This is a genomic window from Streptomyces omiyaensis (genome assembly GCF_014650895.1).
Classification (GTDB): domain Bacteria; phylum Actinomycetota; class Actinomycetes; order Streptomycetales; family Streptomycetaceae; genus Streptomyces; species Streptomyces omiyaensis.
The window spans coordinates 274,674-299,314 of sequence record NZ_BMVV01000005.1; the positions used below are offsets into that span (position 1 = coordinate 274,674).

Annotated in this window: 10 protein-coding genes and 2 pseudogenes; 8 read left to right on the plus strand and 4 right to left on the minus strand. The window is 75.8% G+C overall.

The window, feature by feature from the left end:
- Window positions 1-2: 2 nt before the first annotated feature.
- A complete protein-coding gene (locus IE287_RS11395; protein WP_189848842.1) occupies window positions 3-1,220 on the minus strand; it encodes a PucR family transcriptional regulator in 1,218 nt (405 codons plus the stop codon).
- 88 nt (window positions 1,221-1,308) lie between these two features.
- On the opposite strand from IE287_RS11395, the gene IE287_RS11400 reads away from it, so the two are divergent.
- Window positions 1,309-2,850 carry a flavin-containing monooxygenase gene (locus IE287_RS11400; protein WP_189848913.1) on the plus strand — a complete coding sequence of 514 codons (1,542 nt, stop codon included), beginning with the start codon at window positions 1,309-1,311 and terminating at the stop codon, window positions 2,848-2,850.
- A gap of 87 nt (window positions 2,851-2,937) precedes the next feature.
- Window positions 2,938-4,452, plus strand: a pseudogene (locus IE287_RS11405) (DUF4246 domain-containing protein); the annotation flags it as partial.
- 81 nt (window positions 4,453-4,533) lie between these two features.
- On the opposite strand, the gene IE287_RS11410 reads toward IE287_RS11405, so the two are convergent.
- Window positions 4,534-5,919, minus strand: coding sequence for a DUF5685 family protein (locus tag IE287_RS11410; protein WP_189848844.1), 1,386 nt, complete (start codon window positions 5,917-5,919; stop codon window positions 4,534-4,536).
- A gap of 197 nt (window positions 5,920-6,116) precedes the next feature.
- Here IE287_RS11410 and IE287_RS11415 point away from each other — a divergent pair, with 197 nt between their 5' ends.
- The 3 genes and pseudogenes from IE287_RS11415 to IE287_RS11425 all read left to right on the plus strand — a co-directional run bounded on the left by IE287_RS11415 (window position 6,117) and on the right by IE287_RS11425 (window position 8,430).
- Entirely contained in the window at window positions 6,117-6,803 is a 687-nt protein-coding gene (locus tag IE287_RS11415) for a maleylpyruvate isomerase family mycothiol-dependent enzyme (RefSeq protein ID WP_189848845.1), read from the plus strand.
- Between the two features lie 110 nt (window positions 6,804-6,913).
- Entirely contained in the window at window positions 6,914-7,399 is a 486-nt protein-coding gene (locus IE287_RS11420) for an NUDIX hydrolase (protein ID WP_189848846.1), read from the plus strand.
- A 283-nt stretch (window positions 7,400-7,682) separates the two neighbouring features.
- A pseudogene (locus tag IE287_RS11425) lies at window positions 7,683-8,430 on the plus strand (phosphotransferase family protein).
- A 124-nt stretch (window positions 8,431-8,554) separates the two neighbouring features.
- Here the strand turns inward: IE287_RS11425 and IE287_RS11430 are convergent.
- Together IE287_RS11430 and IE287_RS11435 are read right to left on the minus strand one after the other, a co-directional pair.
- Complete coding sequence (locus IE287_RS11430; RefSeq protein ID WP_189848847.1) at window positions 8,555-9,769, minus strand: glycoside hydrolase family 64 protein; 1,215 nt, start codon at window positions 9,767-9,769, stop codon at window positions 8,555-8,557.
- 312 nt (window positions 9,770-10,081) lie between these two features.
- Window positions 10,082-11,287 carry a glycosyltransferase gene (locus tag IE287_RS11435; RefSeq protein ID WP_189848914.1) on the minus strand — a complete coding sequence of 402 codons (1,206 nt, stop codon included), beginning with the start codon at window positions 11,285-11,287 and terminating at the stop codon, window positions 10,082-10,084.
- Between the two features lie 502 nt (window positions 11,288-11,789).
- Between IE287_RS11435 and IE287_RS11440 the strand changes: the two genes are divergently transcribed.
- From IE287_RS11440 to IE287_RS11450, 3 genes are all read left to right on the plus strand, one after another.
- A complete protein-coding gene (locus IE287_RS11440; RefSeq protein ID WP_189848848.1) occupies window positions 11,790-15,041 on the plus strand; it encodes a non-ribosomal peptide synthetase in 3,252 nt (1,083 codons plus the stop codon).
- A gap of 269 nt (window positions 15,042-15,310) precedes the next feature.
- Window positions 15,311-21,196 (plus strand): non-ribosomal peptide synthetase/MFS transporter, encoded by a 5,886-nt coding sequence (locus IE287_RS11445; protein WP_189848849.1) that lies wholly within the window; start codon window positions 15,311-15,313, stop codon window positions 21,194-21,196.
- On the plus strand, window positions 21,193-24,570 hold the full coding sequence (locus IE287_RS11450; RefSeq protein WP_189848850.1) for a non-ribosomal peptide synthetase: 3,378 nt from the start codon (window positions 21,193-21,195) through the stop codon (window positions 24,568-24,570). The genes IE287_RS11445 and IE287_RS11450 overlap by 4 nt, the downstream gene beginning before the upstream one ends.
- Window positions 24,571-24,641: the final 71 nt, after the last annotated feature.

Below are 24,641 nucleotides of genomic sequence, written 5' to 3' on the forward strand. Positions count from 1 at the left end.
CGTCAGGGGTGTCCGCGCCACTGGAGGACCCTGAGGGCCGCTCCGACCTCGACCGGGTGCTGCGCCAGGGGGCGCGGGAGGAGGCGGTCGGCGCGGGCGAGGCGGCGGAGCAGGGTGTTGCGGTGGGTGAAGAGGCGCGCGGCGGCCCGGGTGGCGTTGCACTGCTCCTCCAGGAAGACGCGGAGCGTCTCGGCGAGTTCGGGAGGCGCGGTCTGCAGCGCCCCGAGGGTGCGGGCGACGAACCGGTCGGCGCGTTCGGGGTCGGTGGTGAGCAGGGCGACGAGCTCGACCTCGTGGTGGAAGGCCAGCCGGGAGGGCGAGGTGAGGCGGGTGAGCACCTGCTGGGTGGTCAGGGCGTCGAGGTGGCTGCGGCGGAAGCCGTCGACGCCCGGCGCCGTGGAGCCCAGCGCGACCCGGACGTCGGGCAGCGGGTCCAGGGCGGCGCGCGCCCGGTCGGCGTCGGGCCGGCCGTGGACCCACAGCCAGCGGGTGGCGGCCCCGGCGATGACGCTCAGGGGGCGCAGCCCGCCGGCGGCCTCGGCGAGCGCGTCGGCGGCCCGGTCCAGCTGTCCCGGATCGGCGTCGGGCGCCTCGGTCCAGACGATCGCGGCGGTGTGCTCGGGCCGCAGCGGGTATCCCAGCCGGGCCTCGGCGCGCTGCGGGGTGATCGGCGCCCCCTCCAGCAGCAGGGCGACGGTCTCGCGGCGCTCGGCGTGGGTGCCGCGGGTGAGCTCGTCCCGCTCGACGCGCATCCGGGCCGAGATCGCGCCGACGGTGTCGTCCACGAAGGCGGCGATGGAGCGCAGGGACACGTCGAGGAGTGCGCGCAGCTCCTCCGGGTCGTCGGTGAGCGTGCAGGCGATCTGGGTCCACCACCGCGCGGCGACGCTCTCGCCGACCCGGTAGGCGTCGAGGGCGGACTCGTCCAGGCCGCGCCGGACGATGTCCCGGGCGACGGCCAGCGGCGCCTCCGTGTCGTTGGCCGGGACCGGCTCGCCCGGGGCGCGGACGTTGGAGGCCGCCCAGAAGAGCAGGTTGGAGCGGTTGGTCCGGCGCGTCCCGGCGGCGAGCACCGGGTCGGCGGCGATCTGCCGCCTGGCCTCGCCGGAGAGGGTCGCCGCGTCGAGCTCGGCGAGCCAGTCCGGGGAGGGGGTGAGCGCGATCTCGGCTCCCCGGCGGATGAGCTCCCGGATCCTGGGTGGGGGCGGCGGCCACGGCATGCGGGCATCGTACGGGTGCGGATCGCCACACCGGACCGGTCCGGACGGTGCGATGTGCACGTTGCCGCCGCACCGGGACGGCACCACGATGGACGCACCCGCCCACCGACCACACCGGGAGCCGCCCGTGTCCCCCTCCCCTGCCGGGTCCGCCGCCGAGCACCTCGACGTCCTGATCGTCGGGGCCGGGATCTCGGGCATCGGCGCCGCGCGGTACCTGAAGACCGGAATGCCGGCGAAGAGCTTCGCGATCCTGGAGGCGCGCGGGGCGTCCGGCGGGACCTGGGACCTGTTCCGCTACCCGGGCATCCGCTCGGACTCGGACCTGCACACCTTCGGGTACGAGTTCAAGCCCTGGCGCGACGAGCAGTCCATCGCCGACGCGTCCCGGATCCTCGCCTATCTGCGGCAGACGGCCGCCGAGAACGGCCTCGAACCGCACACCAGGTACCACCACAAGGTGCTCGGCGCGTCCTGGTCGACCGACCGGGCGCGGTGGACCGTCGAGGTCGAGCGCGCCGACACGGGCGAGCGCACCACGCTGACCTGCGGCTGGCTCTTCTGCGCGGGAGGCTACTACCGCTACGACGAGGGCTTCACGCCCCGCTTCGAGGGCCTGGAGCGGTTCGGGGGGCCCGTCGTGCACCCCCAGCACTGGCCGGAGGAGCTGGACCACGCGGGCAAGCGCGTGGTGGTGATCGGCAGCGGGGCGACGGCGGTCACCCTGGTGCCGGCGATGGCGGACACCGCCGCGCACGTGACCATGCTCCAGCGCACGCCGACCTACGTCGTGCCCGTGCCGCGCGCGGACCCGCTCGCCAACACGCTGCGGAAGGTGCTCGGCGCGCGGCGCGGGTACGCGCTGACCCGGCGCAAGAACATCGCCCGGCAGCGTCTGGTCTGGCGCTTCTGCCAGAGGCACCCGAAGGCCGCGCGACGCCTGATCCGCTGGGTCAACACCCGCCTGCTGCCGGCCGGTTATCCCGTCGATGAACACTTCAATCCGCCGTACGACCCCTGGGACCAGCGGCTGTGCGCCGTCCCGGACGGCGATCTGTTCCGGTCGATCCGCGAGGGCCGGGCCTCGGTGGTCACCGACCGGATCGCGACCTTCACCGAGCGGGGCGTCCTGCTGGAGTCCGGCCGGGAGCTGGAGGCCGACGTCGTCGTCACCGCCACCGGTCTGAACGTGCAGGCGTTCGGCGGCGTCCGCCTCACCGTCGACGGCCGGGAGGTACGGCTGCCGGACGCCCTCGCCTACAAGGGAATGATGCTCTCGGGCGTCCCCAACTTCGCCTTCGCCATCGGCTACACCAACTCCTCCTGGACGCTGAAGATCGGCCTGCTGTGCGAGCACTTCTGCCGGCTGCTGGCCCACATGGACGCCCACGGCCACGACGTCTGCCGGCCCGAGCCGGCGGACCCCGGCATGGCGACCCGTCCGCTCCTGGACTTCGGGGCCGGCTACGTCCGGCGCGCCGTCGACTCGCTGCCCCGCCAGGGGGACCGGATGCCGTGGCTGACCTCCCTGGACTACCACGACGACGTCAGGCTGCTGCGCTCCGGCGGCGTCGCCGACCCGGAACTGCGCTTCTCCCGGGCGACCGCGCGGACGGAGGCGAAGGCCTGAGCGTGGGGCGGCCGGTGCGGGACCGCGGGAGCGGGTGTCGGACCGACGGCATATCCTTCCGACTTCCGTACGCCGACTCGGAGGACCAGAGAATTGACCGGCCCGACCGCTTTCCCCCTGCCCTTTCACGCGTCCCGCTCCCTCTCCTTCGCGACGCCCCGGACGCTGCGGGAACTGGAGATGATGCAGTGCAGCGCCCACCTCCGGGCGAAGCCCGGGTGGGCCGAGAAGAGGAACGACGCCGACGTCGTCGCCCGGTGGACGCGGGAGGCGGTCGAGCAGGGCCTCACCGAGGCGCAGGTGCGGTACGTGCTCGCCGAGCTCGCGCACTACGCCGCGCTGCGGGACGGACGGACCGGCGTCGAGGTGTCCGCCGTCGACGGGGTGTGGCAGTCGGACGCCCTGGTCGACGAGGGGCTCCGGAACCGGCTGCGCGAGGCGGTCCGGGTCCTCGAAGAGGTCCCGGAGACGGAGAGGGACTGGCACCCGGGGTCCGGCGGGCAGGTGCTCGACCTGGTGCACCCCTCGCTGTTCTGCCTGGTGAGGGAGGTGAGCGGCGGGCCCGAGCGGGCGTGGCGGAACCCGACGGACCGCTACTCGAAGCACGAGTTCTCGGAGCGTTTCCAGTGGCTCCCCACGGACGTCGAGGTCGATGACGAGGGCGGGGTCTCCCTCCTCTCGTACGTCAACAACGTCCACCCCGAGAACCATCGCGAACTGCTCGCCGTCCTGCCGGAGTTGTTCGGGCGCATGCGCCCGCTGCTGGAGAACGTGCTCACCGACCTGCGCCATCCGAGGCCCCTGCGGATCGAGGCCGATCCCTACGGGTGGTACGGCTCCGAGCCGGAGCGTCCGGCCCGGTCCGCCTTCGACGACGAGGCGGCCCACGCGGAGGCCCTGCGCGCGTGGAGCCGGGCCCAGGACGAGTGGTGGGACAACCGCGTCCCGATCGTGCCGGACGCCCCGGAGTTCACCGCGCCCGTCCCGCCCGACGCGTCCGCCCGGGTCGACCTGCGCGGCCGCCGCCTCCAGGTGATCGTCAAGCTCGCCACCATCCACCTCACGCCGGAGAAGCCCGAGTACGCCGGCGGCTCCTGGCACGTCGAGGGGATGCTGAACGAGCGCATCGTCTCGACCGGCATCTACTACTGGGACGGCGAGAACACCACCGAGAGCCGGCTGAGCTTCCGGACGGCGCTCGACGACCCCGAGTACGAGCAGAGCGACGACGACGGCATGCGCGAGGTCTACGGCCTGGAGAACGAGGACGCGCTCAACCAGCTGCTGGGATCGGCGGCGACCCCGGAGGGCCGCTGCCTGGCCTTCCCGAACATCCTGCAGCACCGCGTCGGGTCGTTCCGGCTCGCCGATCCGACCCGCCCGGGGCACCGCAAGATCCTCGCCTTCTTCCTGGTCGACCCGGAGCATCCGATCGTCTCGACGTCCGACGTGCCGCCGCAGCAGCCCTGGGCCGCCACCTCGACGATGACGCCGGAGCAGGCGAAGGGCTACCGCGAAGAGCTCATGAAGGAGCGGAAGTTCTTCGTCGACGAGCACAACGAGCAGCTCTACGAGCGGGAGTTCTCCCTCTGCGAGCACTGAGCGCCCGGCCCCGCGGGGCGCGGTCCGGCCCGGTGCCCCCCGGCGGGGTACCGGGCCGGACCGCTTCCCCTTCGATCGGTCTCAGCAGTCGCAGCAGCACTTGCACGGGTTGCAGCAACCACCGCCGCCGTCACCGCAGCCGCCGCCCGATCCACCGCCGGAGCCGCCGGACCCGCCGGAGCCTCCCGATCCGTACCCGCCTCCCGAACCTCCGGACGGACCGCCCGAGTTGCCGCCGCCCCCACGTCCGCCGAACCAGCCGTCGCCCCCGGAGCCGTCCCGTCCCGAGCCGCCGTCCCGTCCCGAGCCGCCGTCGAACTGCACGGGCTCGACCTCGGCGTCGCCGGGGTCGTCGTCGCAGCGGCAGCAGTCGTAGCACAGCCGGCAGTCGGGACACAGACGGCGCCACTCGCGGCAGCGCCTGCACTCCCCGTCCGGCGGCCGGTTCGCCGCCGTCGCACCGCCCTCCGGGGCCGCCGCCGTGAGCGCCCCGACCCCGCAGGCCTGCTCCGCGCCGGTCCCCGGCGACGGCTCCGCGGGGCGCCCCGGCCAGGGCAGCGCGCGCAGGCCGCTCCGCGTCCGGGTGCGGGTACGGTGGACGTGGTGGCGGTGCCGGGGGTCGAAGGCGCGGTCGACGGCACGCTCCAGCTCGCCGCCGAGCAGGGTCCGCACCAGGCGTCCGTCGACGAAGTCGGCCTCGGACAGGGCGAGTCCGATGCCGTGGACGGCGTCGTCGCACAGTCGTCGCACCTCGGCGCGGCCGGTGCCCGTGACGGCGATCGGGTTCCACGCGCCCGACGCCGCGTCCGCCTCCAGGTCCTCCACCGCGTCCAGCAGGTGCGCCAGGCGGCCGAAGAGACGGCCGGCCTCCGCGAGGGGTTCGGCGTTGCCCGGGCGGCCGGTGAGCACCGCGGTGTGGGCGAAGGCGGCCGCCGTCGCCGTCTCCGTCGGCTCCGTGACCGTCAGCAGCGAGCCGCCGCGGCCGGTGGCCCGCTCGATCTCCGGCTGGCGCTCGACCGCCCCGAGCAGCACGGCGGTGTCGAAGCCGAGCCGGTCGCCGCCCGCCGCGCCCGCGCGGTCCCAGCCGCGGGCGACCCGGCGTGCCGCGAGGGCCACCGGACGGCGCCCCACCAGCCCGTCGCCGTCGGCCACGTGGTCGCGTATCTTCGCCGCGGCCAGCACCAGCGACACCGTCGCCGCCAGCCGCGCTCCCTCGCCCTGCGCCACGTCCGCCGACCGCATCCCGCGCAGCGGGCACGGACCGGCGGCCCGCCGCCAGTCGCCGGTGCGCTCCGACTGCGCCTCGGTCAGCACCGAGACGATCAGCCCGTCGTAGTTGGTGGCCACCCTCGCGAACTGCCCGTACTCGCCGCGCAGGGCGAGGCACAGCCCGCACAGGTGCGCCATCCACTCGGTACGCAGTCCCTCGCCCAGCCGATGACGGCACGGCCTGATGATTCCGAACACCGAAGCTCTCCCCCGTAGACACGACCCCGCCGGCACGATGCCGCCGGCACGACCCCGCCGGCACCGCTTCGCCGGCACGACTCCCGGGCGCGTCCCGTCGGACGCCCCGCGGATACAGGATCCTAGAGGGTCGCCTTCCGGGCGGTGCCTGCGGAGATTCCCGCGGACGCCCCCGGCCCGGACTGTATTTTGGCGCCGTGGACCACTTGAAGGCACTTCGACGTGAACTGGACGCGTTCGGCGCCGCATTGGAGGGGGACCTGTCGGCTCCCGTCGAGCACTGCGGCGACTGGCGGCTCGTGGATCTGGCCGTGCACATGGGGGCGGGAAACCTCTGGGTCGTCGCCGCGGTCGAGGAGGGGCGCGGCGACCGCTACGACGAGGACTCCCCGCCCCGGGACCCGGAGGGCCTGAGGGCCTGGTACGCCGGGACGGCGGACGCGCTCGTGCGGACGCTGTCGGCCGACCCCTCGGCCTCGGCGTGGAGCTTCTTCCCGCCCCACACGGTCGGCTTCTGGCGCCGGCGCCGCAGCCAGGAGACGCTGATGCACCGGTGGGACGCCGAGCACACGCGCGGTGCGACGACGCCGATGGATCCGGCGCTCGCCGCCGACGGCGTCGCCGAGGTCTTCGACACCATGGCGCTCCGCATGATCGACAGGGGCGCCGCCCGCCTCCCCGGCCAGGCCGTGCGGATCACCGCCACCGACACCGGCGACGGCTGGACCTTCGGGACCGGCGAGCCGGTCGCGGAGCTCTCGGGCACGGCCGAGGAGCTGCTGCTGACGCTGTGGGGGCGCCTGCCCCGGGACACCGGGTCGGTGGCCTGGGCCGGGGACCGCGAGGCGGGGGCGCGGGTGCTGGCCGGACCGCTGACGCCCTGACACGGCGCCGGGCGGCGCCGCCGGTCCCCGCCGGTGTGCGGCGCCCGGGTGCCGCACGCCGCGTCACGGAACGGGGGACGGGGGCTGCGGCACGCGCCTAGGCTGGGCCGATGACCTCACTGAACCTGCGTCACTCGGTGCGCGCGATCGTCCTCGACGAGGAGGACCGGATCCTGCTGTGCAGGTTCTCCCTCCCCGGGAGGTCGGTCTGGGCGACGCCGGGCGGAGGCGTGGAGCCGGGCGAGACGCCGTACGAGGCCCTCCGCCGCGAACTGCGGGAGGAGACCGGACTCGCGGTCGAAGGGTCGCCGCCCCACGTGTGGCACCGGAGGGTGGTGGCGTCCGACTACGTGCAGGGGTACGACGGGGCCCTCCAGGACTACTTCCTGGTCCGCACCGCGGCCTTCGACCCGGAGGGGACGCTCTCGCGCGCCGAGCTGCTCGCGGAGAACATCACGGGGTTCCGCTGGTGGCGCCTGCCGGAGATCGCCGACCACCCGGGCCCGGATCTCTTCGGCCCGCGCGATCTCGCCGTCCACATGGGCAGGCTGATCGAGGAGGGGGTTCCCGCACGGCCTCTCGCCATGGGCCTGTGAGCCCGCGGGCGCCCGGCGCCCCACTCCGCCGAACGGGCCGGGCCGGCACCCCGGTCGTCACCGCAGCCGGTGGCGCGGCCGGGGTCCGGTGGCGCGGCCGGGGTCCGGTGGCGCGGTCGGGGTCGGGTGGCGCGCATGGGGTCCGGTGGCGCGCACGGGGCTCGGTGGCGCGCACGGGGCTCGCGGGCGGCTCGCGGGTGGCGAAGGGGGACGCGGCCGGACGCCTCGCCGCAGGCGACGGGTCCGGCGACGCCGGTGATCGCTTCCGGGATACTGGGCGCCCATGGATGAGGTCGAGGTCCTCGTCGCCCACTCCGAGCGCGCCACCCTGCGCGTCGGCGAGGTGTTCCTGAAGGTGGACGCCGATCAGGCGCGCATCGACGCCGAGGTCGAGGCGATGTCCCTCGCGCCGGTCCCGACCCCGGAGATCCTGTGGCGCAGGCCGCCCGTCCTCGCGCTCGCCGCCCTCCCGGGGACGGCGCTCGGGCGCCTCGGCGGGCCGTCGACCGGATCGCCGGCGGCATGGGCCGCGGCGGGCGCCGCCCTCCACGAGCTGCACGACGCGCCGCCGCCCGCCCGGGAGGGACGGGCCGGGCGGAGCGGCGCCGCGCTGGCGGCGGAACTCGACGACGAGTGCGAGCTGCTCGTGGCGAGCGGTCTCCTGCCCGCCGGCCTGGTCACCCGCAACCGCCGGGCCGCCGAGGCCGCGCTCCGGCCGTGGACCGCGGCGTTCACCCACGGCGACCTGCAGGTCGCGCACGTCTTCGTCGACGGCGACGAGGTGACGGGCGTCATCGACTGGTCCGAGGCGGGCCGGGGCGATGCCCTGTACGACCTCGCCACCCTCACGCTCGGGCACGAGGAGCACCTCGACGACGTCCTCGCCGGCTACGGCACCGGCGTCGACCTCGACGTGGTCCGTGCGTGGTGGTCGCTGCGAAGCCTGCTGACGGTCCGCTGGCTGGTCGAGCACGGCTTCGGACCCCTTCGCACCGGGCTGCGAGGTCGACGTGCTGAGGTCCCGGACGTGAGGCCGCGCGGACCCGGCGCCGCGCACGCGTCCGGAAACGCCGCGCGGCCGCCGTGCCTCCACGGCCCGCCCTGGTCGAACGGCCCGCCCTGGTAGAACAGCCCGCCCCGGTCGAACGGCCCGTCCTAGTCGAACGGGTCGAGCGTGACGTACGCCTGTTGCGGGTCGCCGTCGTGCACCAGGGACTCGTGCGCGCCGACGTCGTCGAAGGCGAAGCCGTAGGCCTTGCCGTCGGCCATCCGCTCGTGGATCACGCGGGAGTAGTGGTTGGTCACCGCGTCCTTGTAGAAGGAGGCCGGCGAGGTGTCGGGCTGGTTGGGGTTGGTGAGCAGGGTGGAGCGGTTGTAACCCGCGCAGAGGGTACGGGAGATGGGGCCCCGCACCTGGTCGTTCGGGGCGTCCAGGAGCTTGTAGCAGCCGAAGACGCTATCGGAGTCGGGCTTCTGGAAGGAGGTGACGACGGCCCCGGAGCCGTTGGTGAAGTTCATGACGTTGCCCGAGACCCTGCCGTAGTACTTCACGGAGGGCTGGTTGGCGAAGGGCGTCACGGTCAGGGTCGAGGTGGCGTACTTGGTCCAGACGCGGTTGATGTAGTCGTTCATCACCCCCGCGGGCAGGGCGCCGGCCTCGATGCCGTGGCCGGGCGCCAGCGCGCGCAGCACCGTGCCGTCGGCCCGGGTCTGGACCAGGCCGGCCCAGCCGCCGGGGCGGGCGCGCAGGGCGTCGTAGATCCCCCGGTAGCCGCCGGGCTTGAGGCGGCCGGTGGTGGCGACGGAGCCGTCGGGGCGCTTCACGCCGACGGCGTACGGCGCCGAGACCATGTCGACCTGGGTGCTGTTGAGCCACAGGCCCGCGTCGTTGAGGGTGTACTCGGACCAGTTGAAGAGGATGTTCCGGTTGGGGTCGGTGGGGTTCTGCACCGCGGGCTGCACGAGGCCGCCCGTCGCCAGCTTGAAGACCAGCTTCTGTCCGTAGCTGAAGTAGATCCGGCCGGAGAACTTCGGCAGCCGGATCGTCATCGACCGGCCGGCGGCCGGGCCGGTGATGGCGGCGTCGGGCGCGGGCACCGGGGTCGAGCCCCCGGCCGGCCAGGGGTGGAAGGTGCCGTTCGCGTCCGCCCAGCCCTGTCGGCCCGTCGAGAGCTCGGTGCCGAGGTTGTAGACGTAGACCTGCTCGCCGCGACCGGAGTTGTTCGTGAAGGTGAGCGGGATCGTGGCGGGGACGGCGGCGGAGGCCGGGTCGGGGTCGGCCGTTCCGACGACGGCGACGGTGGTGCCGATGAGGGCGGCGGCGGCCAGGGAGACGAGCCTGACGGGGGTGCGCCGGTGCCGTGGGGACATGGGGGCTCCTCGGAGGTGGGGACTCCGGACAAGGGACGAAAGCTCGTGAGAGCGCTCTCAAGAATGGTGACGATGAGATGAACCTGTCAACCGCTGAGACGGGAAGGGAGGGCGGGACGGGGACGCGACGGACGGAGAACCGCAGGTCGCCGACGCGGGAGCCCGCCAAAGGCGAGGCTCACGGGGGGAGGTTCGCGGGCCGCCGGCGCGAGTGCCGCGGGCGGGCGCTTCGGACCCTCGGCGCGAGGGCCGGTCCGACGCGGAAGCACACCGAGGGGAGAGAGACGGGCCGCGGGCGGGCGCTTCGGGGCCTCAGCGCGAGAGCCGGTCCAGCGCGGCGAGCACCGGCGCCACGCCGTCCTCCGCGGCCAGGCGGTCGGCCAGTGCGCGGGCGCGCTCGCGGTGGACGTCGTCCCGCGTCGCGCGGCGCAGCGCCGCGGCCAGGTTCGCGGAGGTGAGGCGCCGCAGCGGTACCGCTCCGGGAGCGGTGCCCAGCACGGTCAGGCGGGACGCCCAGAACGCCGCGTCGAACTGGACCGGCACCGGCACGGTGGGCACCCCGGCCCGCAGGACGGCGCCGGTCGTGCCCGCCCCCGCGTGGTGGACGACCGCGGCCGTGCGGGGGAACAGCAGGGAGTGCGGCACCTCGCCGACGGTCAGGATGTCGTCGTCCCCGGCCGCGAGGCCCGCCCAGCCGCGCTGGACGATCCCGCGCACCTTCGCCGCGCGCAGCGCGGTGACGACCTCGCGGCTGACCCGCTCGGGATCGGGGACGGTGGCGCTGCCCAGGCCGACGAAGACCGGTGGGGGTCCGGCGGCGAGGAAGTCCTCCACCTCGCGGGGCAGCCGTCCGGTCTCGTGCGGCCACCAGTATCCGGCCACCTCCAGCTCCGCCGGCCAGTCCCGGGGGCGGGGGACGACGAGCTCGCTGTAGCCGTGCAGCACCGGCCGCGCCGGCCGCCGGGACCGGCCCGCCGGCCGGATCCCGTACCGCCGCAGCGACCGTACGGCGTCGGAGAAGAGCAGCTCCACCGTGGCCGTCACGACCCGTCCGCCGAGCCGGTTCCCCACCGCTCCCAGGGAGCGCGTGCCCAGGACCGGGGCGGGAAACTCCCCGGTCGGATGGAGCGGCTGGAGGTGCAGCCCGAGGGAGGGCACGGACAGGCCCTCGGCGAGGGCGTGGCCGAGCGGCCCCAGTGCCCCGCCGACCAGCAGGACCTCGCCCTCGCGCGCCGCCTCCACCAGGTCCGCCGTCATCGCGTCGACGGCCCCCCGGGCCATCGACGCCAGCCGCACGAGCTTGCCCGCGCCGGTGCGCGCGTCGTGCAGGCGCCGCCCCCGCGCGGAGTGCAGCTCGGCGCGGGGATCCACGGGCAGTGGCCGAAACCGCACCCCCGACCCCGCCACCAGGGGTTCGAACACCCCGTGCGCCGCCAGCGTCACCTCGTGCCCGGCCCGTACGAGACCGGCGCCCAGACCCGTGTACGGCGCGACGTCACCCCGTGAACCCGCCGTCATCATCACGATGCGCACGCCGCCAGTGTGCCCCACCCGGACGGGGCCGCGCGGCACATCCTCGCCCGCCGACCGGAACCCCCGTGTACTGATTCATCCTCAGATCTCTTCATACACAAGGATGTTCAGGTGCAAGTCGGTGGGGCCCTACGCGGACATGGGGGCTGATTCCGGGCGGTGGACGACTCTTGACGGTGCTGGGGCGGTGTGCGAATCTCTCGACAGGTCTGGACCATTGGGCTGCATCGGGCGGGGCCGGAGATACCCGGCACCTCCGGGCATCCCGGCATGCCCGGCGATCCCGACCGCCCACGGCCGTCGGCCGGTCCCCGGGGGGAGGACCGGCCTCGTACGACGGCCGGTGCCCTTCCGCCGCACCCGGCCGCCCCGGACCGCCGACCGCGTCCGACGCGCCGGTGCGCGGCGGCCCGCGACCCGTCCCGCTGCCGCACGTTCGCCCACAGCACCTCCGCCACTCCGCTCCGACGTCCTAAGCGAGCCGCCGATGTCCGAAGTCCTCTCCCGGTCCGACCGCATACCGGCCTCCCCCGCCCAGCGAGGGGTCTGGCTGACCGATCGGCTGGGACTGGCCCGCGAGGCGTTCCACATGCCCCTGCGGATCTCCTTCGACCGGGTCGACACGGGCGCGCTGGACCGCGCCGTGACCGCCGTGACCAGGCGCCACCCGGCCCTCTCCGCCCGCCTCGTGGAACACGACGGCGAGGTCTGGCAGGAAGCCGCGGCCCGGTGCCCCGGGCTCGTCGTGCTCGACGCGCCCGCCGACGAGGCCGAGCTGGAGCGGCGGCTGGAGGAGGAGGCCGCCCGCCCCTTCTCCCTGGAGACCGGCCCGCTCAGCCGCTTCACCCTGCACCGGCGCGCCGACGGGAGCGCAGAACTCCTCTTCACCGCCCACCACGCGGTCTTCGACGGCAACTCCAAGGACGTCCTGGCCAGGGACCTCGCGGCCGCGTACGGCTCGGCGCCCCCGCCCGGGGCGGCGGTGCCGACGGCGGCCGGATCCTCCGCGCGGGCGGGAGGCCCTGGACGAGCCGGGGCTTTCGCACCGGACGCACCGGCTGGGCCGTTCGAGCCGCACCGGCCTTCCCCGCCGGACGCCGATCCGGAGACCGTGCGGCGGGCCGCGGCGTGGTACGGGCCGCGCTGGGCGGCCGCCACCGAACCGGTGCTGCCCGCCGCACCGCGCACCCCGTCCGGCACGGGGGCCGGCGGGACGGTCGAGTGGCACCTCGACGGGGCCGGCGCGGGCGAGCTGGCCGCCGCGGCCGCCCTCGCCGGCGTCACGGTCTTCGAATTCCTGCTCACGGCACTGCACGCGCTGCTGCGCCGCTACGGCGGCGAGGCGGTGCCGGTGTCCGTCCCGCTCTCCACGCGGACGCCCGAACTCGCGGACGAGATCGGCATGTTCGTCAACGAACTGCCCGTCCACGCGCCCCCGTCCGACGCGCCGAGCCCCACCGCCGACACCGGCGTCCCCGCCCCCGCGGCCCCGGACACCGCCGCCTTCGCCGCCTTCGCCGCCGCCGTCCGGGCCGAGCTGCGCGCCGGGTACCCGTACCGCCGGGTGCCCTTCGGCTCCGCCGTGACCGGCCTCGGCCCCCGTGTCGGCCTGACCGCCGTCTCGCTCGGCTACCGACGGCGCGGGGCCGATCCGGAGTTCGCCGGCACCGGCGCCCGGATCGCCTGGGCCGTGTACAACCGCGCGGCCCGCAACACCCTCCACCTCCAGATCGTCGAGGCGCCCGGCACCGCCGAAACCCCCGGTGGCGGGCTCGACTTCAGCCTCCAGTACGACCCCTCCGCGCTCGACCGGGAGACCGCCCGCCGGATCGCCGGCCACTACCGCACCCTCCTCGGCGGCGCGGTCGCCTCCCCCGGCGCCCCCCTCGCCGACCTGCCGCTCCTGAACGCCGCCGAACTGCGGGCCGTGACCACCGGGCCGAACGCCACCGCCCGGCCCTACCCGGCCGACCGGACCGTGCTCGACCTGGTCCGCGCCCAGGCCGCCGCGACCCCCGGGGCCCTCGCGGTCAGCGCGGCCGGCACCCACCTCAGCTACCGCGAACTCCTGCTGCGAGTCGACCGGTTGACGTTAGACCTGCGCACGGCGGGGGTCCGGCCCGGCGATCTGGTCGCCCTCCACCTGGACCGCACCGCCGACCTGCCGGCCGCCCTGCTCGCCACCCTCGCCGCCGGCGCCGCCTACCTGCCGCTGGACCCCGGCTACCCGGCCGAGCGCCTCGCCCTCGTCCTGCGCGACTCCGGAGCCGTACTGCTGCTCGCCGACCGCGAGCCCGCGCCCGAGGTCGCCGACGCCGCCCCCGCCGTCCTGCGCCTCCCGGCACCCCGGCAGGACCCCGCCGGGACCGGCCCCGGGGCCCCCGCCGGAACCCCGCCCGGACCCGACGACGTCGCGTACGTCCTCTACACCTCCGGCTCCACGGGCCGCCCCAAGGGCGTCTCGGTCGGCCACCGGGCGCTGGTCAACCTGCTCACCTCCTTCGCCGGCCTGCTCGGCTCCGGCCCCGGGCACGCCTGGCTCGGGCTGACCTCGCTCTCCTTCGACATCTCCGCGCTGGAGCTCTACCTGCCGCTGATCACCGGCGGCCGGCTGGTCCTGGCCCCGGACGGCCTCGCCGTCGACGGCCCCGGACTGCTCGCGCTGATCGGCACCGAGGGCGTCACCCACGTCCAGGCCACCCCGTCCGGATGGCGGGTGATGCTCGCGGCGGGGACCGGGCCCGACGCGCTCTCCGCCGTCACGGGCCTGGCCGGCGGCGAGGCGCTGCCCCTGCCGCTCGCCCGCGAACTGCGCGCGCGCACGGCCCGGTTGTTCAACGTGTACGGCCCCACCGAGACCACCGTCTGGTCCACCTGCGCCGAGCTCCCGGCCGCACCCGAGCGGGTCACGATCGGCCGCCCGATCGCCAACACCCAGGTCTACGTCGTCGACGAGCGGCTGCGGCCCGCCCCGCTCGGCATCCCCGGCGAGCTGCTGATCGGCGGGGACGGCGTCGCCCACGGCTACCTCGGCCGGCCGGGACTCACCGCCGAGCGCTTCGTGCGCAACCCGTTCGGGCCGCCCGGCACCCGGCTCTACCGCACCGGGGACCAGGCCGTCCTGACCCCCGACGGCGAACTCGTCTTCCTCGGCCGGATCGACGACCAGGTCAAGATCCGCGGCCACCGGATCGAACTCGGCGAGATCGAGTCCGCCCTGCTGGAGCACCCGGGCCTCGCCCAGGCCGCCGTCGCCGTCCGCACCGAGGAGGACGGCGAGCCCTTCCTCGCGGGCTACCTGGTCCCGGCCGCGGGCGCCCGGCCGCCCGCCCCCGCCGAGCTGCGCGACCACCTCCTGCGCACGCTGCCCGCCGCGATGGCGCCGCAGCGCTGGCTCGCCCTGGAGCGCCTGCCGCTCACCCCGAACGGGAAGCTGGACCGGCGGGCCCTGCCCGTGCCTCCCCGCGAGTCCCCGGCGCCCCCCGTCACCGGCGGCGCCGGGGACGGCGACGACGGCGACGGGACGACCGGCACGGTCCGCCGGATCTGGGCCGAGGTGCTCGGCCTGCCCGACGTCGGCCCCGAGGACGACCTCTTCGACCTCGGCGGGCACTCGCTGACGGTGGTGCGGATCGCCGCCCGGATCCGCGACGCGCTCGGCGTGGAAGTGGACCTCGACGTCTTCTTCGACGTCCCGACGCCGGCCGGCATCGCCGCCGCCGTCCGCGCCCTCCGCTAGACCGTCCCCTCCGGATCCCGCCCGGCCCGCACCGCCCGCCACCGCACCTCGAAGCGTCGCCGGGACACCCGGGTACGTCCCCCGTACACGGGCACCGCTCCGCCTCGCGGTGCACGGCACCGGGCGACGCGGGCCCGACCGGCGGGATCCGGGGGCGGACGGCCCGGCCCGCACGTCCCTCGCACCGGGCGCGGCCGCAGCGCCGCGCCCGGGCCCCGCCGTGCCCGCACCCCTCCGCTCACCTCACCGCACGCCCGAACAGGAACCCCATGACGGATACCCAGGACCTGCCCGCCGGCTGGTCCGAGACCAAGCGCGCCCTGCTCAGCCGGAGGCTGCGCGGCGCCGCGGCCCCCGCCCGGGTGGTGGACCCCCGTCCGGCGGACACCGCGCCGCCCCTCTCCAGCGGCCAGGAACGGCTCTGGTTCATGGACCAGTTCGCCCCCGGCTCCACGGCGTACACGCTGGCGCCCGCCCGCCGCCTCCGCGGGCCCCTCGACCGCGCCGCGGTCGACGCCGCGCTGACCGACCTGGTGACCCGGCACGAGAGCCTGCGGATGACCTTCCGCACCACCGAGTCCGGCACCGCCGAGGTCCGGGTCGCCGAACCGGCGCCCTTCGCCGCCGCGTACCGGGACGCCGGCGCGGACCCGGACCCGGAGGCGCGCGCCGCCGCCGAACTCGGCGCGCTCATCGCCGAGCCCTTCGGCCTCGGGACCGGACCGCTGCTGCGCGCCCTGGTCGTCCGCGTCGCCGAGGACGACCACGTCCTGGCCCTGGTGATGCACCACATCGTCTGCGACGGCTGGTCGATCGACCTCCTCCACCGCGAGTTCGACCTCCGCTACGCCCACCACGCCCACGGCGAACCCGGCGAACTTCCGGCTTTGGAAGTCCAGTTCGGCGACTACGCGGTCTGGCAGCGGGACCGGATCGACAGCGGGACGCTCGACGCCTCGCGGGCGTACTGGCGCGGCGAACTCGACGGCGTCCCGGCCCTGGAGCTGCCCTCCGACTGGCCCCGCCCGCCGCTCCTCACCTTCGACGGGGCGGCGGTCGAGTTCCGCTGGAGTCCCGCGCTCTCCCGGCGGATCGGCGAGGTGGCACGGGCCCACGGCGCCTCCCCGTACATGGTGCTGATGGCCGCCTTCCAGGCCCTGCTGGGACGGCACTCCGGCAGCCGCGACTTCGCGGTCGGCTCCGCCGTCGCCGGCCGCCTCCACCGTGAACTGGAGAACGTGGTCGGCGCGTTCGTCAACATGCTGCCGATCCGGGCCCGGCTCTCCCCCGACCTCGACTTCGGCCGGCTGATCAGCCGGGTCCGGGAGACCACGCTCGACGCGTACGCGCACCAGGAGGTGCCGTTCGAGCAGATGGTCGGCGACCTCGCGGTGGAGCGCGACGTCAGCCGCGCCGCCGTCTTCCAGACCACCTTCGCCTTCCAGAACTACGGGGACCGCTCGGCCACCTCCGCCGGGGCCGCCGGCCCGGCCGCCGAGGGCTTCGGCTACGAGGCCACCACCACCCACGCGGACCTCGCCCTCTACATGCGCGAGGAGGCGGACGGCGGCCTCTACGGCCTGCTCACCTACCGCACCGACCTCTTCGACGCCGGCACGGTCGAGCGCCTCGTGGAGCGGTTCGAGCTGCTGACCGCGGCCGGTGCCGCCGACCCCTCGCTGCCGGTCGACCGGCTCCCGCTGCTCGGCGCCGCCGAGCGGGCCGCGGTCCTGGAGGAGTGGGCCGCCGGTCCCGCGCTCCCGGAGGGCGGCCCCGCCACCCTCACCCGGGCACTGGCCGATGCCGCGGCCCGCACCCCCGACGCGCCCGCGCTGGTCTTCGAGGACCGCACCGTGACCCACGGCGACCTCGACCGCCGCGCCACCGCCCTGGCCCGGCGGCTGCGGGCGCTCGGCGTGGGGCCGGACGACCGGGTGGCCGTCTGCCTGGAGCAGTCCGCCGAACTGGCGGTCGCGCTGGTCGCGGTCCTGAAGGCGGGCGGCGGCTACCTGCCGCTCGACCCCGAGCAGCCCCCCGCCCGCCTCGCCCGCCTGGTCGCCGACGCGGGGGCCAAGGTCCTGGTCACCGACAGCGCGCTGCGCCCCCGGTTCGGCGACCACCCCGCGGCGGACCTGCTGACGGACGGCGGCGACGGCGCGGGGGACGACGGCGGCCGGCCCGCGGAGGAGGGGGACGGGGCGCCCCTGGAGGAGCTCTCGGGCGCCGACCACCTCGCGTACGTGATCTACACCTCGGGCTCCACCGGCGCGCCCAAGGGCGTGGCGGTGCAGCACCGGCAGTTCCTCAACTACCTCGCGGGCGCGGCCGAACGCCTGCGGATCGAGCCCGGGGCCTCCTACGGACTGGTGCAGTCGCTCGCCTTCGACTTCAGCATGACCATGCTCTACCTGGCGCTCACCACCGGCGGCCGGGTCCACCTGCTGCCGCGCCGCATCGCGGGGGTGGAACTGGCCGCGGAGATCGAGCGGGCGGGCATCGACCACCTGAAGATGACGCCCTCCCACCTGGCCGCGCTCACCGCCGACGCGCCCCTCGAACGGCTCCTGCCGCGCCGGTCCCTGGTCCTGGGCGGCGAGGCCAGCTCCTGGTCCTGGGCGGCGGGCATCGCCGCGCTCGGCACGTGCGCGGTGTTCAACCACTACGGGCCGACCGAGGCGACGGTCGGCATCACCGTCCACGAGGTCACCGCCGAGGGCCTGTCCATGCCGGGCAGCACCCCGATCGGCAGCCCGCTGGCCGGCGGACGCTGCTACGTGCTGGACGCGGCCGGCGCACCCGTGCCGCCCGGGGTCACCGGTGAGCTGTACGTCGGCGGGGACCGGCTGGCCCGCGGCTACCTCGGGCGGCCGGACCTGACCCGCGAACGCTTCCTGCCGGACCCGTACGCCGGTGCGGACCACGGCCTCCACGGCCTCGACGACGGTCGGGCCGGTGCCGGTGCCGATCCGGTCGACACCGGTACCGGGACGGACACCGGTGCCGATACCGGGACGGGTACCGGCGGACCGCGGATGTACCGCACCGGCGACCTGGCCCGCTGGCGGGCCGACGGGACCCTGGAGTACCTGGGCCGCGCCGACGACCAGATCAAGGTCCGGGGCCACCGGGTCGAGCCGGGCGAGATCGAGGCCGCGCTGACCGCCCTGCCCGGCATCACCCAGGCGGTGGTCCTGGCCCGGGGCGAGGGCGTCCGGCAGAACCTCGTCGCCTATCTGGAGCACCCCGCCGGCGACCCGCCGCCCGCCACCGCCGAGCTGCGCGCCGCCCTGGGCGAGGTCCTGCCGGACTACATGGTCCCGGCCCGCTACGTGACGCTGGAGCGGCTTCCCCTGCTCCCGCACGGCAAGGTCGACCGCAAGGCGCTGCCCGAGCCCGCGGACGGCCCGGCGGACGGCGTCCACGTCCCGCCCGAGGACGGGACGGAGGAGGTGATCGCCGCCCTGTGGGCGGAGCTGCTGGGGGTCCCCCGGGTCGGCGCGCTGGACGACTTCTTCGAGCTCGGCGGCCATTCCCTGCTCGCCACCCAGGTGGTCGCCCGGATGCGCCGGGCCTTCCCCGGCCTGGCGACGCCGGTCGGCGTGATGGACCTCTTCACCCACCCGACGGTCCGCCGGCTCGCCGCCCGGGTGACCGCCCCCGAGGAGGGGACCGGGCCGCGCCGGCTGCTGCACCGGCTCACCCCCGAGCGCCGCCGGGTGAGCGCCAGCGTGGTCTGCGCCCCCTACGGAGGCGGCAGCGCGCTCATCTACAAGCCGCTCGCCGACGCCCTGCCCGCGGACTGGGCCCTGCACTCCCTCGCCGTCCCCGGCCACGAACTGGGCGAGGAGGCGATGGACACCGACGAGGTCGCCCGGCTCTGCGCCGAGGAGATCCTCGCGAACGTCCCCGGACGCCTGGTGCTGTACGGGCACTGCGGGGTCGGGGTCCGGCTGACGGTCGAGATCGCCCGCCGGGTGGAGGCCGCGGGACGGGAGATCGACGCCGTCCACCTCGGGGGCATCTTCCCGTTCGCCCGCCCGCGGGGCCGCGGCGCCGCGCTGGCCGAGCGCTTCGCCGAACTGGCCGCCCGCCTGCGCAGCGACCAGGGCATGATCAACGCGCTGGCCGCGGCGGGGCTCGACGTGGACGAGGTCGACGAGGAGCAGCTGAGGCTGATCGTGCGCAACCGCCGGATCGGCACGCAGGACGCCGAGCGGTACTTCGGCGAGCTGTACGAGAGCGAGGGCGGCACCCTCAGGGCGCCGGTCATCGCCGTCTGCGGCGACCGCGACCCGGCGACCGAGTTCTACGAGGAGCGGTTCCGCGAGTGGCACCGGATCTCCCGGACCGCCGCCGTGGTGGTCCTGGACGAGGCCGGGCACTTCTATCTCAAGTACCGGGCGGCGGAGCTGGCGGACATCCTGACGGAGGTGCACCGCTCCCTCGCCGCCGGGACGGAGGCGCGCCACGGCCGCACCGCCGACGCCACGTGGTGGCTGGCCGGCCTGTCCCACGAGGACGCGGGTACGGAGGCCGCGACCGCTCTGCGTACCGGAACCGCTCTCCGTGCCGGGGCCGGGCTCACGGCCGGTGCGGAGGCCGCGACCGCCGCGGCGTCCGGCGGGACCGGCGCGGACGATGCCAACGGAGCGGACGCCGTCGCAGGAGCGGACGCCCTCGCAGGGCCGCGGTCCGCGTCCGGAACGGGCTCCCCCGCGTCCGGAACGGGCTCCCCCGGTGGGCCGACGGCCGCCGGGCCGACGGCCGACCGGCCGGGGAGGGCGGCGGGCAAGACGCGCGAACGGCGGCCCGTGCGGCCGACGATGGGCCGGTTCCTGGCGATCGCCACCGGGCAGCAGCTCTCGATGATCGGCTCGGCGCTCACCGAGTTCGCCCTGCCGATCTGGCTCTACCTCCAGACCGGTTCGCTGGCCCAGCTCGGGCTGCTCGCCGCCTTCGGCCTCGTGCCCGGCGTCGTGGTCGCCCCGCTGGCCGGTGCGGTCGTCGACCGCGGCGACCGCCGCCGGGTGATGCTGTGGGGCGACGTCGCGGCCGGCCTCACCCAGGCCGCCCTGCTGGCGCTCCACCTCGGCGACTCGCTGGAGGTCTGGCACTGCTACCTGATGATCTCGCTGCTCTCCGCCGCGCTCGCCTTCCAGCGCGTGGCCTGGGGTTCGGCGGTGCCGCAGCTGGTGCCCAAGCGCTTCCTGGGCCGGGCGAACGGCGTCGTCCAGATGGCCCTGGGCCTCGCCCAGTTCCTCGTCCCGCTGATCGCGGTCGGCGTGCTGCACGTGGTCGGTCTCGGCGGCATCCTGGTCTTCGACGTCGTCACCTACCTGCTCGCCACCGGCGTCACCCTGGCGGTCCGCTTCCCCGACGCGATGGCGGCCACCCGCCGCGAGAGCGTCGGCGCCGAGATCCGGGCGGGCTTCCGCAGGGCGCTGGGGAGCCGGCACTTCCGGGCCATGCTGTTCTGGTTCGCGGCGCTGAACGTCTTCCTCTCCCCGCTCTTCCTGCTCGTCACCCCGCTGGTGCTCTCCTTCTCCTCGACGGCGGCGGCGGGCTGGGTCTCCACCGCGGCCGGCCTCGGTGCCGTCCTCGGCGGACTGACCCTGCTGGTCTGGGGAGGCCCCCGGCGGATGCGGATGCGCGGTGTCCTCCTCGCCGCCCTCGGTCTCGCCGCCGCCTGCTTCGTCACCGGACTGCGGCCCTCGGTGGCCGTGGTCGCCGCGGGGGCGTTCGGCATGACGTACGGGCTGGCGCTGCTCAACGGCATCTACGCGACCGTCGTCCAGACCAAGGTGCCGATGCGCTTCCACGGCCGGGTGATCGCGGTGAACACCATGGTCGCCTGGTCGACCCTGCCGATCGGCTTCGCCCTGGTCGCCCCGGCGGGTCCCGGACTGCTCCAGCCCCTCATGGACGAGGGCGGCGCGCTGGCGTCGACCGTCGGCGCGGTGATCGGCACCGGCGACGGGCGCGGCATCGGCCTGCTCTACCTGGTGTTCGGCCTCGCCATGGCCGCACTGGCCCTGATCAGTTTCTGCGTTCCCGTCCTGGCCCGTTTCGACAGGGAAGTCCCGGACGCCGAGTCCGACGACCTGATCGGCCTGGAGACCCTGAAGGCCCGCGCGAGAAGCGAGAGAGACGCATGACCTCCCCGACCACGACCACGAGCACAACCCCGGCCACGGCCACGGCCACACCCCCGACGCCGGCCCCGGCCCCGGCCCCGATCGCCCGCCACCCGCTCACCGACGAGCAGCGCCGCCTCTGGTTCCTCCAGCAACTGGACCCGGGGGACGCCGGGTTCAACATGTACCTGACCCGCCGGTGGAGCGGTCCGCTCGACGCCCGGGCACTGGGCGCGGCGCTCACCCGGCTGACCGCCCGGCACCACGTGCTGCGCACCCGGTTCGCCATGGAGGGCGAACACCCCGTCCAGCTCGTGGAACCCGTCAGGGACGTCGCGCTCGACCGGGTGCCGGTCCCGGACGCGGCCGAGGAGTCCTTCACCGCGGCCTGCGCCCCCTTCGTCAACGCCCCCTTCGACCTGGCCGAGCGGCCACCGCTGCGGGCCGTCCTGGTCAGCGCGGGCGAGCACGAGCACGCCCTGGTGCTGGTGGTCCATCACATCGTCTCCGACGGCTGGTCGTTCACCGTGCTGTGGCGTGAGCTGATCGCCCTGTACCGCGAGGAGACCGGCGAGGCGCCCGCCGAACTCGCGGACCTGAAGCTCCAGTTCGGCGACTTCGCGGCGGCCGAGCGGAACCGGCTGGACGGCGGTGCGGCCGAGGAGGCGTTCGCGTACTGGAGCGGACGCCTGGCCGGCGTCGGCACCCTGCGGATGCCGCTGGACCACCCCCGGCCCGCCGAACCCGCCCACCCGGCGGGCTTCGTCGACCTCGCCCTCGGAGCCGGGCAGGTCGCCGGGATCGACGCCCTCGCCCGCGAGCAGCGCTGCACCCCGTTCATGGTGCTGCTCGCCGCCTACCAGTGCGTGCTGGCCCGCTGGAGCGGCTGCCACGACTTCGCCGTCGGCACCCCGCTGGCCGGCCGCAACGAGACCGCGCACGAGGACCTGCTCGGCTACTTCTCGCGCACCGGGGTGATCCGCGCCGACCTCACCGGCGAGCCCGGTTTCCGCACCGTGCTGCGCCGGGTGCGCGCCGCCACGATGGCCGCGCTGACCCACCAGGACGTCCCGGTCGAGCGGCTGGCCGCCGGACTGGGCCTGCCCGTGCTGCCCGGCGCCGGCCCGCTCCACCGGGCGGTTTTCGTCCACCAGAGCCAGTACGAGCCCGCCGGTGCCGACGGGCGGGCCGCACTGCCCGCGGGCGTCCGGACGGCGGACATGGACTCCGGCTTCGCCCGGGCCAAGACCGATCTGCTGCTGGACAGCTGGCGCACCCCGGACGGCGGGATGACGCTCTCGTTCTGCTTCGACCGGGAGCTCTTCGAGCGCGCCACGGTCGAGGCCCTGGCGCGCCGGGTCCGCCGCCTGCTCGCCCGGGCCGTCGAGGACGTCGACGTACCGCTGCACGGCGACTGGCTGCTGTCCGGCGAGGAGCGCTCCGCGCTGCTCGCCCTCGGTGCAGGGCCCGCCGTCGCCGAGGACGCCCGTCCGATCCTGCGCGGTTTCGCCGAACAGGTCGCCGCCCGCCCCGGCGCCCCCGCCCTCGCGTGCGCCGGACGCGTCCTGTCGTACGCGGAACTCGACCGCGCCTCGACCGAACTGGCGCTCCGTCTGGGGCCGGTGGCCGGCCGTGCGGTGGGCGTCCGGATCGATCCCTCCTTCGAGCTGGTCGTCGCGCTGCTCGCGGTCTGGAAGGCCGGTGCGGGCTATCTGCCGCTCGACCCCGCGCACCCGGCCGAACGTCGGCGGCTGATGCTCGACGAGGCGGACGCGGCCCTGCTCCTCACGGGGGACGCGCCCGACGAGGCGGACGGCCGGGAATCGCGGCCCGGGGAGTCCCGGGCGGTGGACCCGGAGGCCTCGGCCCGGGGCGTCCCCGTCCTGCGCGTCCCCGCGCCGGCCGCGGCGGCCCTCCCGGAGCCGCCCACCCCGCCGCCGTCCCCCACCGCCGCCGGCACGGAGGCCCGGCTGCCGGGGACGGACCCCGGCGGTCTCGCCTACCTCCTCTACACCTCGGGCTCCACCGGCACGCCCAAGGGCGTCGCCGTCGAGCACGCCGCCCTGGCCGAGCGCGTCCGGTGGATGGCCGGGCCGGAGGGGTACGGCCTGCGGCCCGGGGACCGGATCGTCCAGTTCGCCTCCCTCGGCTTCGACACCCACGCCGAGGAGCTCTGGCCCGCCCTCACCGCGGGCGCCTGCGTCGTCCTGCTGCCGGGCGGCGGCCGGACCCTGCCCGACCTGCTGCGCACCGGCGCGGGACGGGCCGTCACCGTGCTCGACCTGCCCACGGCGTACTGGCAGGAGCTGGTCTCGCTCGGCGACGCGGTCCCGTGGCCGCCGGCGCTGCGCCTGGTGGTCCTGGGCGGTTCGGAGGCCCGCGCGGACACCGTCGCCCGGTGGCGGGAGCGGCACGGCGACGCCGTGCGGCTGGTCAACACCTACGGTCCGACCGAGGCCACCGTCATCGTCACCGCGGGCGAACTCGGCGGGGCGCCGGCCGGCGGGTCCGGCGCCGGCCGGCGTCCGCCGCTGGGCCGGCCGCTGCCGGGGGTGCGGCTCTACGTCCTGGACGAGCGCGGCGGCCTGCTGCCCGCCGGGTCCGAGGGCGAGCTGTACATCGGCGGCCTCGGCCTGGCCCGCGGCTATCCGGCCCGGCCCGGGCTGACGGCGGAGGCCTTCCTGCCCGACCCCTTCGCCGACGCCCCGGACGGCCGGATGTACCGCACCGGCGACCGGGTCCGGTGGTGCGTCGACGGGCAGCTGGAGTTCCTCGGCCGGGCCGACGACCAGGTGAAGATCCGCGGCTACCGGATCGAACCCGCCGAGATCGAGGCCGCCCTCGCCGCCCACCCGGCCGTCGGACGCGCGGTCGTGACCGTCCGCGACGGACGCAGGCTGATCGCGTACGCCGTCCCGGAGCAGGCCGCCGGGCGGGACGCGGGGGCCGCGCCGGGGGCGGACGAGCTGCGCGAGCACCTGGCGCTGCGGCTGCCGGCCTTCATGGTGCCGGAGGCCGTGGTGCTCCTGGACACCCTCCCGCTCACCTCCAACGGCAAGCTCGACGCGGCGGCCCTGCCCGACCCCGCCCCGGCGGGCGCGGCCCGGCGCGTGGCGCCCCGCACCGAGGCCGAGGCCCTGGTGGTCGGGCTCTGGCAGGAGGTGCTGGGCGTGCCGGAGGTCGGCGTGCTGGACGACTTCCTCGCCCTCGGCGGGGACTCGCTCCTGGTGACCAGGGTGGCCGCGCGCATCCGGGCCGACGTCGGTCTCGACGTGTCGATCCGCGACGTCTTCGAGAGCCCCACCCCGGCGGCCCTGGCGGCCCGGATCGAGGCGCTGCTGATCGCCGAGATCGACGCCCTCAGCGAGGAGGAGGCCGCCGACCGCCTGGGGTGACCCCGCGCCGACGGTCCGGGAGCGGAGGGCGGGCCGGCCCGCCCTCCGCTCCCTCCCCCGACCGCCCCCTT

Coding starts and splice junctions, on each gene's coding strand:
- IE287_RS11395 (WP_189848842.1), bottom strand. CDS start 1,220: ATGCCGTGGCCGCCGCCCCCACCCAGGATCCGGGAGCTCATCCGCCGG.
- IE287_RS11400 (WP_189848913.1), top strand. CDS start 1,309: ATGGACGCACCCGCCCACCGACCACACCGGGAGCCGCCCGTGTCCCCC.
- IE287_RS11420 (WP_189848846.1), top strand. CDS start 6,914: ATGACCTCACTGAACCTGCGTCACTCGGTGCGCGCGATCGTCCTCGAC.
- IE287_RS11430 (WP_189848847.1), bottom strand. CDS start 9,769: ATGTCCCCACGGCACCGGCGCACCCCCGTCAGGCTCGTCTCCCTGGCC.
- IE287_RS11435 (WP_189848914.1), bottom strand. CDS start 11,287: ATGACGGCGGGTTCACGGGGTGACGTCGCGCCGTACACGGGTCTGGGC.
- IE287_RS11440 (WP_189848848.1), top strand. CDS start 11,790: ATGTCCGAAGTCCTCTCCCGGTCCGACCGCATACCGGCCTCCCCCGCC.
- IE287_RS11445 (WP_189848849.1), top strand. CDS start 15,311: ATGACGGATACCCAGGACCTGCCCGCCGGCTGGTCCGAGACCAAGCGC.
- IE287_RS11450 (WP_189848850.1), top strand. CDS start 21,193: ATGACCTCCCCGACCACGACCACGAGCACAACCCCGGCCACGGCCACG.